12 protein-coding genes and 1 tRNA gene are annotated in these 14,129 nt (G+C 42.6%); 9 read left to right on the top strand and 4 right to left on the bottom strand.

All coding sequences use genetic code 11. The features are described 5' to 3' along the window. The first annotated feature begins 25 nt into the window (after positions 1 to 25). The gene (locus tag HUN01_RS17005; protein WP_181932244.1) at positions 26 to 535 is read left to right on the top strand and encodes a hypothetical protein; all 510 of its coding nucleotides are present in this window, start codon (positions 26 to 28) and stop codon (positions 533 to 535) included. A gap of 93 nt (positions 536 to 628) precedes the next feature. Beyond that, positions 629 to 1,450: an AMIN domain-containing protein gene (locus tag HUN01_RS17010; protein ID WP_181932245.1), complete on the top strand. Its 822-nt coding sequence runs from the start codon at positions 629 to 631 to the stop codon at positions 1,448 to 1,450. Positions 1,451 to 1,599: 149 nt separating this feature from the next. Here the strand turns inward: HUN01_RS17010 and HUN01_RS17015 are convergent, their stop codons facing one another. Then, positions 1,600 to 2,139 (bottom strand): DUF3172 domain-containing protein, encoded by a 540-nt coding sequence (locus HUN01_RS17015; protein ID WP_181932246.1) that lies wholly within the window; start codon positions 2,137 to 2,139, stop codon positions 1,600 to 1,602. 657 nt (positions 2,140 to 2,796) lie between these two features. On the opposite strand from HUN01_RS17015, the gene HUN01_RS17020 reads away from it, so the two are divergent. Next, positions 2,797 to 3,624 (top strand): ABC transporter permease, encoded by an 828-nt coding sequence (locus HUN01_RS17020; protein ID WP_181932247.1) that lies wholly within the window; start codon positions 2,797 to 2,799, stop codon positions 3,622 to 3,624. Between the two features lie 28 nt (positions 3,625 to 3,652). Here the strand turns inward: HUN01_RS17020 and HUN01_RS17025 are convergent, their stop codons facing one another. Continuing rightward, entirely contained in the window at positions 3,653 to 4,162 is a 510-nt protein-coding gene (locus HUN01_RS17025; RefSeq protein WP_181932248.1) for a hypothetical protein, read from the bottom strand. A gap of 343 nt (positions 4,163 to 4,505) precedes the next feature. Between HUN01_RS17025 and HUN01_RS17030 the strand changes: the two genes are divergently transcribed. Continuing rightward, entirely contained in the window at positions 4,506 to 5,168 is a 663-nt protein-coding gene (locus HUN01_RS17030) for a hypothetical protein (RefSeq protein WP_181932249.1), read from the top strand. Positions 5,169 to 5,247: 79 nt separating this feature from the next. On the opposite strand, the gene HUN01_RS17035 is transcribed toward HUN01_RS17030, so the two are convergent. Further along, a complete protein-coding gene (locus tag HUN01_RS17035) occupies positions 5,248 to 6,306 on the bottom strand; it encodes a glycosyltransferase family 4 protein (RefSeq protein WP_181932250.1) in 1,059 nt (352 codons plus the stop codon). A 414-nt stretch (positions 6,307 to 6,720) separates the two neighbouring features. Here HUN01_RS17035 and HUN01_RS17040 point away from each other — a divergent pair, with 414 nt between their 5' ends. Then, on the top strand, positions 6,721 to 10,902 hold the full coding sequence (locus HUN01_RS17040) for a DUF4347 domain-containing protein (RefSeq protein ID WP_181932251.1): 4,182 nt from the start codon (positions 6,721 to 6,723) through the stop codon (positions 10,900 to 10,902). Positions 10,903 to 11,256: 354 nt separating this feature from the next. Here HUN01_RS17040 and HUN01_RS17045 read toward each other — a convergent pair whose 3' ends face one another. Continuing rightward, positions 11,257 to 12,201, bottom strand: coding sequence for a glycosyltransferase family 2 protein (locus HUN01_RS17045; protein WP_181932252.1), 945 nt, complete (start codon positions 12,199 to 12,201; stop codon positions 11,257 to 11,259). 153 nt (positions 12,202 to 12,354) lie between these two features. Between HUN01_RS17045 and rplS the strand changes: the two genes are divergently transcribed. The 4 genes from rplS (at position 12,355) to nusG (ending at position 14,126) form a co-directional block, all read left to right on the top strand. Further along, positions 12,355 to 12,717 carry a 50S ribosomal protein L19 gene (rplS, locus tag HUN01_RS17050; RefSeq protein WP_094348921.1) on the top strand — a complete coding sequence of 121 codons (363 nt, stop codon included), beginning with the start codon at positions 12,355 to 12,357 and terminating at the stop codon, positions 12,715 to 12,717. A gap of 174 nt (positions 12,718 to 12,891) precedes the next feature. Next, positions 12,892 to 12,964, top strand: a tRNA-Trp gene (locus HUN01_RS17055). A gap of 299 nt (positions 12,965 to 13,263) precedes the next feature. After that, entirely contained in the window at positions 13,264 to 13,485 is a 222-nt protein-coding gene (secE, locus tag HUN01_RS17060) for a preprotein translocase subunit SecE (protein ID WP_069071556.1), read from the top strand. Then, positions 13,485 to 14,126 carry a transcription termination/antitermination protein NusG gene (gene nusG / locus HUN01_RS17065; RefSeq protein WP_069071557.1) on the top strand — a complete coding sequence of 214 codons (642 nt, stop codon included), beginning with the start codon at positions 13,485 to 13,487 and terminating at the stop codon, positions 14,124 to 14,126. Before secE ends, nusG begins: the two co-directional genes overlap by 1 nt. The last annotated feature ends 3 nt before the right edge of the window (positions 14,127 to 14,129 follow it).

Below are 14,129 nucleotides of genomic sequence, written 5' to 3' on the forward strand. Positions count from 1 at the left end.
TCTTCCCCATTCCCCAGTTCAACACATGAATCATTTCAACTTCAAATCTTTAGCTTTTTACGGAGTAGCAATAAGTTCGGTGCTACTGTTGTTTAAAACTGTCAGCGTTTATGGGGAAAAAAATCTCAAGGCTCCTCCTCCAGTTAACGGCAGATATCGTCTAACGCTGGCTGAAAATTTGCCGAACTGTGAAAAATCGGATACCCTGACGTTAAACATTCAACAGTCGGGTATTTACTTAAATGCCTCTGTATTACCGGCAAACGCTAACGCCGATACTGACGAAAAGCACTCTCTGGCAGGCATCTTTAGAAATCAACAGTTAAATTTATCTGGGAAAGTTGGCAAATCAATCCTTTGTAATATTCCTCGCCCCCAAAATGATCCTCTAAACTCAGTCACAATTCAAATGCAACTTGTGGAAAAAGGTAGCATAACAGGTCAATTAACCATAGATGGCATCCCACAAACTCTAACATTTACCGCTATGCCCCAAAAAGCTGAGGAAAAATCTGATAAGTTAAACAGCCATTGAACTGGAGAATGGGGGCTGGGGATAGTAATCGTAAGCGCGAAGTAAACAGCAATGTGAGCGCATTGTATGGGTTTTATGGAGCAAATAAAAAGAATGGATCAGGGACTAAAGACTAGGCAATTTTGCCAATGGCGCAAGCAGCTATTTAGCATCAGTCTATTAGGCTTTTGTGCAGCGATCGCCCTTGAAACTTTCACTACTGCTGCTACACCACTGGCAAAGCTAAATAAATGGCGTTTTTCTACCAAAACACAGCAACTCGAAATCACCCTCTCAGCAGGCACAACTCCCCGTTATTTCTACTTAGCCCAGCCTCCTCGCCTTGTTGTAGATTTACCAAATACTAAGTTGGGCAACGTTACCACACAACAAAATTATTCTGGATCAATCAAAAGCATTCGCGTTTCTCAATTGAATGAGAACGACACGCGCATTGTCTTAGATTTAGCACCAGGCACAGCTTTTAATCCCAAACAAGTAAAACTACAACCCGTTTCCCCAAAAAACTCCACTCGCTGGGTATTACGTCCAGTTATTTCTGGTAAAACTGCTGTAGTCAAACCAGCAAACTCCCCACCTTCACCCAAGAAACTACCTCAACCGCCTACTAACCTACCCGTAACTACTACTAACGCACAACCACCCTTACTGACAGTACCACCTCCATCCAATGAACTGCCTTCAACAATTACTAATAACTTAGGACAGCCTTTTGTAACTGTACCTCCCCTAACTCCGAATACATCCTCTCAACAACCTGGTTTGATTCTTCCCCCTCCTTCTTTCCCAAATCAACCCGGTAATTTGAATAGCATTCCTCCTTTTGGTATGTCGGAATTTCCAGTTCCAACAGTCCCGAATGTTCCCGATGTCCAGGTGATCGAGTTTGGTCAACCCCTTCCTAAAAATAGATAGGAAGCAGTGGGAGATGAGGGGGACAAGGAAGAACCAGGGGAGCAGGGGAGCAGGGTGCAAGGGGGAGAATAAAAAATTACCTCTTTCTCCTCTGCTCTCTGCCCCTCTGCCTCTTTTCAATGCCCAATGCCCCATGCCCAATGCCAAATCTAAAATCTGTCCGTTTCTTGAGGTGTTCCAACTGCTCCTGGTTGAGCCGTGAAGAAGTTCTGAGCAGCTTCATTCTGATATATACACCTAATATCAGGTTTGTCACTGTCCAAGTTACCTGTGAAACCAAAGGTATTCAAGCGATTTTTGCAATCTCTTACCTGATCGTTAGTCACCAGCTTACGTTGCTCTAAAAGCGCCCAGTTATTTTGCCGGATTACGCATCCAGGACGCATACTGGGTTGGGCAACATAGACGTTGAAGGGGTTGAGAGTGACGAACAGTCTAGCGTCCATCACCATCGCGCTAGCTCCGTACTGCACACAAATCTCAGGGTTTGGTGCTTTGGTGTCAATGAATTCACGAGAAGCCACATTTGATGGCGCCAACGTGGTTGTAGAGCTAAAAGCAATGCCAATCCCAATTCCCAAAATCAATACCCCTCCCATAATGGCGATGGTGAAGAGGTTAAACATAGGGGATTGGAAAATAGAGGGTTTAGAAGTAGTAGCCGATCTACCAGTGGTTTTACGTCTCATTGTTGCTTAATCACCTTCACGCCTATTTGGCAGGGAGTGGTCTAAAGTTTGCTCCCTCTTTTCAGTATGCCTAGTCTTTAATGCAATTGTCTGTGATTTTCTGTGCTACGTTCACGGTAACTGAGAAAAATATGAGTTTATCTAGATAACTTAGTGGCCTTGATATCCTCCCAGCACTGTATTCAATACTTTAAATCAGTGGGAGATTCCAAATATCACTCTTTGGGCTTCCTCCCAATATTATTAATTTTACATTAGTTTAAAATAGCTAAATTTATTCTTGCCGACTTCACATAATATCTGGACAGAAGTTCAACTTTATGTCTTATTGCTTCTATCTGGAATAATTGGTGAGTATTTTTATTTATTTGATCTGATCGTTAACCAATTGTTGTTAGTTATGACCTTTGTTTTGTTTGACTTGTTAGTTAATTTTTTACTTCTTGTATTGATGGGTTATTATAGCACATTTTTGATGATTGTCAGATGAGCTTAATTCAATTTTCACTATTAAAACAGTCAGAATGCTGAGATTATCTAGCTTTTGTTGTTACTTTTCAATTTTTAGGATGAGATATTTTTGTTACCCCTAGTAATTGATGTGTAAAACAATGTAAATTAACACTTAATGAAATTTTGATAAGTAATTGAAAGCACGTGACATCTCAAAGAGCGCTACTTTCGGGCAAGAGGTTCAAAACTTCGCAACTTCAAATCTTCCTAGCTGATACTCTGACTATTTTTTGGGGAGATTGGTTAGATTTACGTGTGAGAATTGTACAAGTTGCTGCATCAGGATTAATATCTCCACTGATATATATTTTAGCTTTTGGCTTGGGTTTGGGTAGTTCTATCAAACCCGGCTCAGGGATTAGTGGTAATTATGACAACTATTTGGAATTCATATTACCGGGAATGGTGGCGCTATCATCCATGACGATTAGCTTTGGGGGAACGACATTTTCAATTTGTGGAGACAGACTATTTAGCAAAACCTTCGAGGAATTGTTGTTAACTCCTATACACCCCTTAGCGCTGCACATAGGTAAAATGCTGGCGGGAGTCGTGCGGGGGTTGATGACTTCCGGTTCAGTGATTTTGGTAGCGCTGCTGTTGACTGGAAACTGGAATTTTCTCAACCCACTATTTCTACTGTTGGTAGTGCTGAATTGTTCGGTATTTGCTGGTTTAGGTGTGATTGTGGGGTTGAGTGTGCGATCGCTCGAATCAGTTGGACTCTACAACAATTTTATAATTATCCCTATGTCATTCTTAGGAGCGACTTTCTTTGACCCTGCGACATTACCAGCTGCCCTTAAGGTTGTAGTTTACCTGTTACCGTTGACCTACGCCAGCATCGGACTGCGTGCAGCAGCTCATTTACCCTTGTCCCAGTTTCCTTGGTACAGCATACCGATTTTGCTGGTAATTGCGATCGCTCTTTCTTTGTGGGGTGGTTATAAATTCGCTCACCAACAGGATTAGAATAATTCGTAATTCGTTAAAGCCCCCATTACAAGCTGTGCTTTAACTGTTGGATTTTCTGTAAAACTTTTTCCCGATGCTGCGTCAGTTTGATCCATCGGGGTAGGCGACTGGCAAGACTGCCATTGTGCCAGCCTAATGTCTCATCTGGCAAACGTTCTCGCAACTTTGATTGCACATAACTTTCCAGGAAGTTCAAATGTGCTTCATTATACGCCCATAGCACGTGACCGCAACAAGAGGTTTGTAGCCACAAGGGCAAGCCAAAAAAATGGTCTAATATTCCATAGCTAGAATTTCTTGGAGCCATGTAATTGTTCTGCCACAATCGCAGTGCAAGTTTTCCTTTGGCAACATTTGACTGTTGTTTTGTATAGCTACAGTGCTGACAGATAATTCTTTTGATGGAACTAAGACTTGATTGCTCAGAATTCACAGTCAATATCTTGGCAATGCGATCGCATTGGGGACAACGAACTAAAATTTCTTGCTCAAAATCAGAAAGCCGTTTGCTATAGTCTCGAAATCTTATAACCATTTCATATCAAGCCTGGTACTTAGTGCCGCGTTAAGACAGCAATGAACAACGGTTTATTAGAAGTCAGGATAATTTTATGATTCACATATTGTCTAATCTGTCAACGTATCAGTTCTAATTTAGATTTTTTATAAAGATTGCGTGAAATTACTAGTTATCGTGATAAAGCATTACAAGAATTGCTTTATAAATCAACCTATGAGTAGATATCAACTCAGTGAGCAAGCACACATTAACCACTATTTATCTAGCAGATAGATAGCAGTTGAAAAGTGAGTTTTTGCTGTTTGATTTAACCCATGCGGTATAGCATTCTCTTAACCAATATGAAAAGGACACAAATATGACTACAATTGCAACCAAAATAGCCTTATCTGTTCTAGGAGCAGCAGGAATTAGTCTTTTGTCTTGGACACCAGCAAGAGCCGTCATTTTTGTAGAACCCATCGTGACGACTGTGAATGAAGACATATTCAAAACGAGAGAACCAAGAACCCTTGGGCCAAATATTCTACCAGGACAAAGAATAGAATATGGTGTCCCAGATAGAGCTAACAACTTAATAAATGGCACTGGCAATAATATAGGAAGCTTCATTTTTGACTTACAAACGCTGTTCTATACTAATGCCGATTCTAATCCATCATTTGATAATGAGCCGGTAGAGTGGGGAGATGTTGATGGAGATGGAAAGATTGGTTTCTCTAGTATTCCTGGTCTAGAGGATATCTTTACAAACGTTACCGTCGAAGGCAACATTCTTACTTATAGTGGTGGCGTAATCCCAGACGGAGGCATATTTTACAATCTATTTTCTACCAAGCCCGATTTAACCCCAGGTGGTGGAATCATTCCAGCAATACCAGAAGATCAAGAGGATAGAGATGGGCCGATCCGGGTGGGTGCTTCTTACACTGCCATTCCTGAATCAACTAATGTTTTGGGTGTACTCGTCTTTGGCGCTTTAGGACTAGCTTTCAAACTAAAGCGATCGCTACACTGTTAAAGCTGTTACTGGGGACTGGGGATTAGGGACTGGGAACTAGTGATAACTGACAATCAGCAATGCCCCATTCCCCATGCCCTCATTTTGTAATTAACTCACCATACACCGCTAGTGTTTCCTGATGGACGCGGGCAACACTAAGACGCTCTAGGTTTTTATTTGCCCGTTGTTTCCACTCGTCCAGCATCTCGGCATTACTCAGTAATTGCACTAAGACCCCAGCCAAAGCATTACTATCTTTTACTGGCACTAAAAGACCTGCTTGCCCATTATCCAAAGCTTCAGGAATCCCATCTACCTGAGTACCAACGATCGCAATTCCAGTTTCTCTCGCTTCTGAAAGTACCAGAGGGCAAGGGTCACGATGGGAAGCCAGCACAAATATGTCACAAGATATCAGATAGCGTTGAGGTTCTGGTTGGAAACCTTCAAAATGAATGCGTTCTTTTACAGAAGTTGCTTGTGCCTGTGCCTCAAATAGCTGTTTATCAGGGCCATTTCCTACCAGATAAAGATGCGCTTGGGGAAAATCTGAGGCAATTTGTTCAAAGGCGGCGATTAACTCAGCAATTCCCTTACGTTGATACATCCCAGCTACAGTCGCGATCGCTGGATGCTGTAATGGTAGAGGTTGATAATCTTGTATTTGTCGAGTGCGGGGACTGCCCAAAGTTCCGTTACATACCACCCGCAACTTGTTTTCTGGAATACCGCGCCTAAACATAGAATCTTGCACAGCCTTACTGACAGCAATTACCCTGTCAGCCAAACCCATCAGCAGACTTGCACGTTGAAATTCGTTGTGTACTGTCGAAATTAAAGCATATTTGTTTCCTTTAAAAATACGTGCTAATATCACTCCCGTCATCATGTGGGCGTGAACAATATCCGGCTGAAATTCAGCTGCGATCGCTCGGTAACGCATAACTGCTTTGATCATACTTATCGGTTTCCGGCTTTGGTCTAGTTGGTAGTGTTTGACACCAAAAATATCTAGTAAAGTCTCGTACTCACCACCAGCAGAAACAACCGCTACTTCATAACCAGATTTTGCCTGTAGACAAGCTAGATCCACAGCCACATTCACAATACCGTTACCTATTTCTTGAACGTGGTTCAAAATATGTATGATTCGCATAATCTTTAAGATGTGTATAAAAAATAAAGATAAGTAACTGAGTGTGAATCTGCATAATTATTGAGTTCTTCAGTGACAACTCAAAATTAGTCAGTAGTGCGTAAAAATGACCACTTACTACTGACTAAAAGCGTTTCTAACTAGTTACTTAGCTTAAAGACTTATTCAGTAACGGCTCGATAAATCGGGGTAAAACTCCAAAATCGTCCTTGTTAGAATTCCCCATTTCCCTCTCTTGGTCACTACTGAAATACTTTTCTGACTTTACAAAAACAGCAATTTGCCTGATGATAAAAAAGAAATAAATAGTAATAAATAATTCGTTACTACTGTTAGTATTTGTGTGAAAACCTAGTAAATATAAAGCTTCAGTCAGTTTGAGTTGACCTCATAACCTTATCTTGAAGTAACAAAATGGTAACTCCACATACTCCCCACTTTCAATTAAATTCCATAATTCCCCTCTCATATACGCATAGCCTGGTCTTCATCGATATGGCGGTTGAAGACTATCAGACTTTGGTTAACGGTGTTATCCCCCACACCGAAGTATTTGTTCTTGACTCGACACAGAACGGTGTTGGGCAAATTACGGAGATTTTGGCGACTCGCGCTGACCAAAATATTAGCAGCATTCATATTGTTTGCCACGGTGCCCCCGGTAGTTTGCAACTGGGCAACACTCACTTGGGACTCGATACCCTCAAGCACCATAGCCCGCAACTGCAACAATGGCAGAAGATATTTTCCGATTCTTCCAAAATCGATAAACCATTAGTTACATCCGCTACAACATCTGTAGCCAACTTACTCATCTATGGTTGCAACGTAGCTTCCGGTGATGTGGGGGCAGAATTTATTGCTAAACTGCACCAACTTACAGGAGCAAATATTGCTGCTTCGCGTCAGCAGATAGGCAATGCAGCATTAGGAGGTAATTGGGAACTAGAAGTACGCACCGATGAGATGGAAGTGACTCTAGCTTTTGCAGAAACGACGCGAGAAGCTTACGCAGGAATACTGGCGAAGTTCACAGTAAATGATACCGGAGATGCAGATGATGGTGATGCGAACAATGGCATTACCACACTTCGGGAAGCAATTAACTTAGCGAATGCTACTCCAGGGGATGATGTGATCACTTTTGGGGGTGTATTCACGGATAACACCCCAGATGTAATTACCCTGACCTCTGGGCAACTGACGATTACTGATGATCTTACCATCTTGGGCACTGGGTCATCTTTGCTTACCGTGAGTGGAAATAATGCTTCCAGAGTGTTCGAGATATCAGGATTAGTAACAGATGTTAGCATTGATGGTTTGGCGATCGCTAATGGTAATGATAGCGGTATTAAAACTAACAACAATACCATTCTCAGCCTAACTAACAGCACCGTTTCTGACAATACAGGAAGCGGCATTTTTAACGAAACCTATACCAACGTCAGTCTAACTAACAGCACCGTTTCTGACAATACAGGAAGCGGCATCTTTAACGGAGGCTATAGTAGCCTAAGTATATCTAACAGCAATGTTTCTGGAAATACGGGAAGCGGCATCTTTAACGAAGGAGGCACAGTCAGTCTAACTAATAGCATTGTCTCTAGCAATACTGAAAGCGGCATCTTCAACACCATCACTGGTATTCCTACGTACAGACTTAATGCTGGTAACATCAGGGTTATAAATAGCACTGTCTCAGGTAATACGAAAACTGGGATCTATAACCGAGACAGCATTCTCTGGCTTAACAATAGTACTGTCTCAAACAATACAGGAAGCGGTATTTCTAACTTATCTATCAAAGATGAGTATATCTTTTTTTCCAGTTCAGTTACCCTGACAAACAGTACTGTATTTGGGAATACAAACACTACTGAGGGCGGCGGCATCTATAACAACGACGCCCTCACCCTCATCAACACCACAATTACTAATAACACAGCTGACTCTAACGCCGATGGGACTGGCGACGGTGGCGGCGTTTTCAACGATGGTGGGACTATAACCGTTGGGAACAGCATCATTGCCGGTAACTTCGACAACTCCACCTCCAGCAACATCACGCCCGATGTGGCTGGTAGTTTTAGCGACTCTGGCAATAACCTAGTTGGTAATAATACTGGTAGTACTGGTTTGACTACCAGCACCTTAGTGGGCACCAACGCCAGCCCCATTAATCCCCAACTCAGCCCTCTACAAAATAATGGTGGTGCAACATTAACTCAAGCTTTACTTGCGGGTAGTCCCGCCATTGATGCAGGCAATAATTCCCTAGTTAGTGCCAGCACAGACCAAAGAGGCCCTGGATTTGACCGAATATCCAACGGTGTGGTTGATATTGGTGCTTATGAAGTCCAATTCACTAGCCAACCACCTATTAATACTGACACAGTAGTAACTAACACCAATGATTCTGGGGCAGGATCGTTGCGACAGGCTATTCTCAATGCCAATGCTACTGCTGGGGCGGATACGATTACTTTTGCGGGCGTGTTCACCGATGACACCCCAGATATCATCACCCTCACATCTGGGAAATTAACAATTACCGATGATCTGACAATCTTAGGTACTGGGGCATCAAACCTCAGCATCAGCGGCAATAATTCATCAGGGGTATTTGAGATATCAGGAATAGGGACAGATACTAGCATTAATGGCTTGAAAATTGCTAATGCTAGTAATAACTTTGGTAGTATTTTTCTCAATAGCAATGCCAGCCTAAACTTGACCAATAGCACTGTATCTGGCAGTACTGGGTCTGTAGGTGGCATCTTTAACAGAGGTAGCCTTAGCCTGACTAACACTACTGTTTCGGATAATAGGGGGTCGTCACTAGGAGGCGGCATATTTAACACAGGCAATCTCAGCCTAATTAACAGCAGCATCTCTAATAACATTGCCTCGATCCAATACGACCTTGCTTACGGCGGCGGCATCTTCAATACAGGCAACCTCAGCATAACGGGAAGTACTTTCTCTAATAATATTGTGTTCGCCAGTGGTTTTGAGCGCAACCGTCCTAACCCTTTGCCATCTTACGGTGGCAGCATCTATAACTCAGGCACCGTAAACCTGAACTATAGCACCATCTCTGATAGTACAGCCGAAAGCGGTGGCGGCATCTATAACTCAGGCATCTTCAACCTGAGCAATAGTACTATCTCTGGCAATAGGGGGTACATCGACGGCGGTGGCATTTCTAACTCAGGCACTCTCACCCTCGCCAACAGCACCATTACCAATAACAGTGCACAAGACTTTTACGTTCGTAATGCCGATGGTGGAGGCATTTTTAATGACTCAGATGGTACTGTTATCGCTGGCAATACCATCATTGCAGGCAACTTCAACAAAAATTTATATGACTCTTCTGAATTCCCTATCCTCAAGCCCGACGTTTCTGGCAACTTCACTGATGTCGGCAATAACCTGATTGGTGACAACACGGGTAGCACTGGCTTTACCACCAACAGCATTGTCGGTAACAGCGTCAACCCCATCGACCCCAAGCTAGGGTCACTAGAAAATAATGGTGGTGTCACCTTAACTAATGCCCCACTTGTGGGTAGTCCTGCTATTAATGCTGGCAATAATGCCCTAATTCCTGTTAGTGTCACCACTGACCAACGTGGCGCTGGATTTGATCGGATATCTGGCAGTAAAGTTGACATTGGTGCCTATGAAGTCCAAACCTTTGCAGGCGACGGCGGTCAAAACAAATTTGTGATTGGCCTCAACGAGGGAACGCAGATTATCACAAATTTTGGTGGTGTGGGTAAAGGAACAAACCCAACAAATGCGGTGATTGCCGAAGCTGATAACCTCAAATTTGAGGGTACTGGCTTAACTGCCCGAAATCTGCTGCTCACCCAGAATAGTAGCAATCTGGTAGTCTCCTTTGAAAACTTGGCGAACAGTCCAAACGTCATCCTGCAAAACTTTGATCTAGAAAAACTCGATAATCTCCGCAAATCTACTGGAGCCAGCGTAGATTTGGGTAATATCCTCTTTGATGGGCAAACCAGCATTGAAGACAGCTTTGATGTCTTCGATGCAAACTCTACCCAAAGCACCGTCTTTGGTAAAAATAGAGTCACCTTTGTTAACGACCTGAACAATAATGTCAACGGTCTTGACAACTCCAACGATGTGATCAACGGTCAGGGGGGTAATGACCGCATTGATGGCAAGAGTGGAAACGATCTGCTACGTGGCGGTGCGGGGGATGATACCCTCATTGGTGGTAGTGGCAATGATATCCTCATTGGTGGTGCTGGTAATGACATCCTCACTGGCGGTAGCGGTAATGACCAGTTCGTTTACCAAGCCTTGAGTGACATCGGTGATACGATCACTGATTTTAATCAGAGCGAAGATCAGTTAGATTTAAGTGATCTATTCAGAAGTCTAGACGACAGTAGAATTCCTGGCATCAACCAATACTTGCAGTTTGTACAATCGGGTACTTCTACGCAAGTTCAGATTGACCCCGATGGTTTTGGTGGTATTGAAAGTTTTAGCACCTTTGTGACTTTGAATAATTTCACTGCTACAAATCTGGTAGTTGGTACAAACGTCTTTGTCTAGCATTCACAAGATCACCTTCCCTTTGTTAAGGCTATCCATTACTTTTTGCCAGTGCGATCGCTTACAGGAAATGAATTTGTGATTCAATGTCAATAATATAGGCATTATATCAATAACTATGAATTGATTATTGATATAATGCCTCTTTTGTAAAGTCATAAAACAGATTTGCAACAAGGGTTTTGACCTTTTTAAGAAAGGTGTGACTAATGCATAGTTGCTAATACCAATTACCTGTGAGGTTGCTATAGAAGCAGCTGTTCTGAGCAACTTGTCTCACCAAGGCTGATTCTGTGCAGATTCTTAGAAAATTGGTATAGGCAATAATAAAAAGTACTACCAACGCTTAAAAAGCTAGGATTCAATTAATACAAGTTTGCGAACCTGAGAATTGTTTCCCTGAGAGCGGCGTGATGAGGCAGCAGTTAGCAAAAACTTCCAAGACTGAGGAGAAAGTATAGACGGATCGATCATTGAAAGAAAACTCTTGATATTTTTTTGTTTCAGCGCTACTAAAATCCAATGAAGTTTCAGGTAATTTTTTATATCCTGAAAGACGGGAATCTTTGAGCGATGTTGGTCATTTACTAAGGCGTAAATTTTCTCTTTCATCAAAATATTTGTCGCCAACCGCCGAGACAAAGAAAACTTTTGATTATACGCACCGGGCCAGATAGTGCGGTAAGCAAGACAATGGTTGAAGAAAATAGCATCGCCAAACTGAGCAATCCGAATCCAAGAATCGATGTCATCACAGTTAGCATCGAGTGTAGAATCCCAACCACCAGTTTGCAGGAAAGCATCACGTCGGCAAGCTACTTGTACAGGTGTACCAAAGGGTACAAGCTCTAAAAGCATACCGTAGTGAATATCAGCTTGTGGGATATAAAAAGCTAAACCGGGGCCAACTTGGGGAGTGCGAGAGAGTTCAACTTCATTACCATCCACCTGAGCCGCCACACAAGAGCAGATTACAGCATCGGGACGAAGTGCGATCGCCTTTGCCATTTCTTCTATGCAGTTAGGCGCTAAATAGTCGTCATCATCTAAAAACTTAATCCAGTCGCCGCTAGCTTTGGCAACTCCAGCATTTACCGTTGCCGCATGACCAAGGTTAACTTCGTTACGATGGTAAACAATCTTGTCCCCTAAGCTTTTGAGATAGGTTTGGGTGTCATCAGATGAACAATCATCGGCAACAACCACCTCGCACTCGATTGTTTGGTTCCGAGCCGAGTCAATTGCTCTTTGCAGCAGATTCAAGCGATTATAGGTACTGATGACGACGCTAAATTTCATAATTTTTACCCCTGTGGTACAGCATTCTGCAATATAGCTTTGATCTTTAGACCGTTGTATCAGTAAAATTATCAATCCCAACAAGTAGACTGAAATAGGATTATCGATTTATCATTGATGATCGTGAGATTTTTTTAAGCAGACAGAAAGACTATGAATGCTCAAGAGATTATCCGCTCCATTGAAGCGGAACAGATAAAATCGAATCTGCCCGACATTTACGTGGGCGACACTGTAAAAGTGGGAGTGAAAATCAAGGAAGGCGAAAAATATCGCGTACAACCCTACGAGGGAGTAGTAATTGCCAAGCGTAATGGTGGCATCAACGAAACGATTACAGTCCGTAAGGTTTTTCAAGGCGTGGGCGTTGAGCGGGTATTTTTGCTGCATTCTCCCCGCATTGACAGCATTAAAGTATTACGTCGCGGTAAGGTACGCCGTGCTAAACTTTATTATCTCCGCGATCGCGTAGGTAAGGCAACCCGAATCAAGCAACGGTTTGACCGCCCTTTGTGATTCGTCCCTCAATTATTGTGATTCGTCCCTCAATTATTATGGGAGAAATCTCAAGCCTCAAGCGGCATCTGCCGCTGACTTGTTTTCCCAACAAAATTAAGGTATGATATAAATCTCATATTGCGTTAAACTGGAATTTAGTTCAGCGCAATCACTGAATCAAAAACAGCTTGTGCGCTCTTAGTTCAGTTGGTAGAACGCAGGTCTCCAAAACCTGATGTCGGGGGTTCAAGTCCTCCAGGGCGCGCTCAAGAGCAAAAACTAAGCCCGAAATAATTACGCAACTGTTAATATAGCAGTTAGCGATAATAATTTCGGGTAAACTTATTGTGTTTGTAGTTGTTTTGCTTTCAGCAAGTGAAATAGAGTCGAAACTGCAAAACTGGACAAACAAATTTTAGATTTTAAATTTTAGATTTGGGATTGACAAAAAATTTAAATAAATGGACAACCCAAAATCTGAAGTTGAGTACCTTTGCCTTAAAGCATGGGGTAAATCTAAAATCTTAAATCCAAAATTGAGTAAGAAACGGGGGATAATCGGTCGTGGCCAAAAAAAATGAAGCAGAATTGCCAGAAACCACAAATGGGTTTAGCTTTGGCAACTTCATACAGGGAACCAAAGAAGAACTTGAAAAAGTAGTTTGGCCCAGTCGGAAACAGATAGTGAGCGAGTCCGCCGCTGTGTTGTTGATGGTGGCACTCTCCGCATCTTTGATATACTTGGTCGATGGATTGTTTGCTTGGGCAGCCAAACAGGTATTCTGATGACTTTTGCAACAGACGAACCTCGCAACTCAACCTTCCAGTCTGAGGACACAGCAGAAGCAGCAGAAACAGCGTCAAAAGAAGCACGCTGGTATGCAGTGCAAGTTGCCTCAGGTTGTGAAAAACGTGTAAAGACGAACTTAGAACAACGCATTCAAACTTTTGATGTAGCTGACAAAATTATCCAAGTAGAAATTCCGCAGACGCCAGCGGTGAAAATCCGCAAAGACGGCAGTCGCCAGCATACAGAGGAAAAAGTTTTCCCTGGCTATGTGTTGGTGCGGATGATGATGGATGATGATACCTGGCAGGTGGTACGAAACACCTCCCATGTAATTAATTTTGTCGGTTCAGAACAAAAACGTGGTAGTAGTAAGGGTCGCGGTCACGTGCATCCCATACCACTGAGTTCTTCAGAAGTAGAACGTATATTCAAACAAACCAGCGAACAAGAAGCTGTTGTCAAAATTGACATGGCTACTGGTGATAAGATAATGGTGCTTTCTGGTCCATTTAAAGACTTTGAAGGCGAGGTGATTGAAGTCTCTCCAGAGCGGAGTAAGCTTAAAGCCTTGCTCTCAATTTTTGGTAGAGATACACCAGTTGAATTGGAATTTAATCAGGTAGAGAAACAGAGCTAAATA

This window comes from Nostoc edaphicum CCNP1411, from assembly GCF_014023275.1.
GTDB classification, from domain to species: Bacteria; Cyanobacteriota; Cyanobacteriia; order Cyanobacteriales; family Nostocaceae; genus Nostoc; species Nostoc edaphicum_A.

Bases quoted from the DNA above. Each gene is read 5' to 3' on its own strand.
- HUN01_RS17005 (WP_181932244.1), top strand. From the start codon at position 26: ATGAATCATTTCAACTTCAAATCTTTAGCTTTTTACGGAGTAGCAATA.
- HUN01_RS17010 (WP_181932245.1), top strand. From the start codon at position 629: ATGGATCAGGGACTAAAGACTAGGCAATTTTGCCAATGGCGCAAGCAG.
- HUN01_RS17015 (WP_181932246.1), bottom strand. From the start codon at position 2,139: ATGAGACGTAAAACCACTGGTAGATCGGCTACTACTTCTAAACCCTCT.
- HUN01_RS17025 (WP_181932248.1), bottom strand. From the start codon at position 4,162: ATGGTTATAAGATTTCGAGACTATAGCAAACGGCTTTCTGATTTTGAG.
- HUN01_RS17030 (WP_181932249.1), top strand. From the start codon at position 4,506: ATGACTACAATTGCAACCAAAATAGCCTTATCTGTTCTAGGAGCAGCA.
- HUN01_RS17035 (WP_181932250.1), bottom strand. From the start codon at position 6,306: ATGCGAATCATACATATTTTGAACCACGTTCAAGAAATAGGTAACGGT.
- HUN01_RS17040 (WP_181932251.1), top strand. From the start codon at position 6,721: ATGGTAACTCCACATACTCCCCACTTTCAATTAAATTCCATAATTCCC.
- HUN01_RS17045 (WP_181932252.1), bottom strand. From the start codon at position 12,201: ATGAAATTTAGCGTCGTCATCAGTACCTATAATCGCTTGAATCTGCTG.
- rplS (WP_094348921.1), top strand. From the start codon at position 12,355: ATGAATGCTCAAGAGATTATCCGCTCCATTGAAGCGGAACAGATAAAA.
- nusG (WP_069071557.1), top strand. From the start codon at position 13,485: ATGACTTTTGCAACAGACGAACCTCGCAACTCAACCTTCCAGTCTGAG.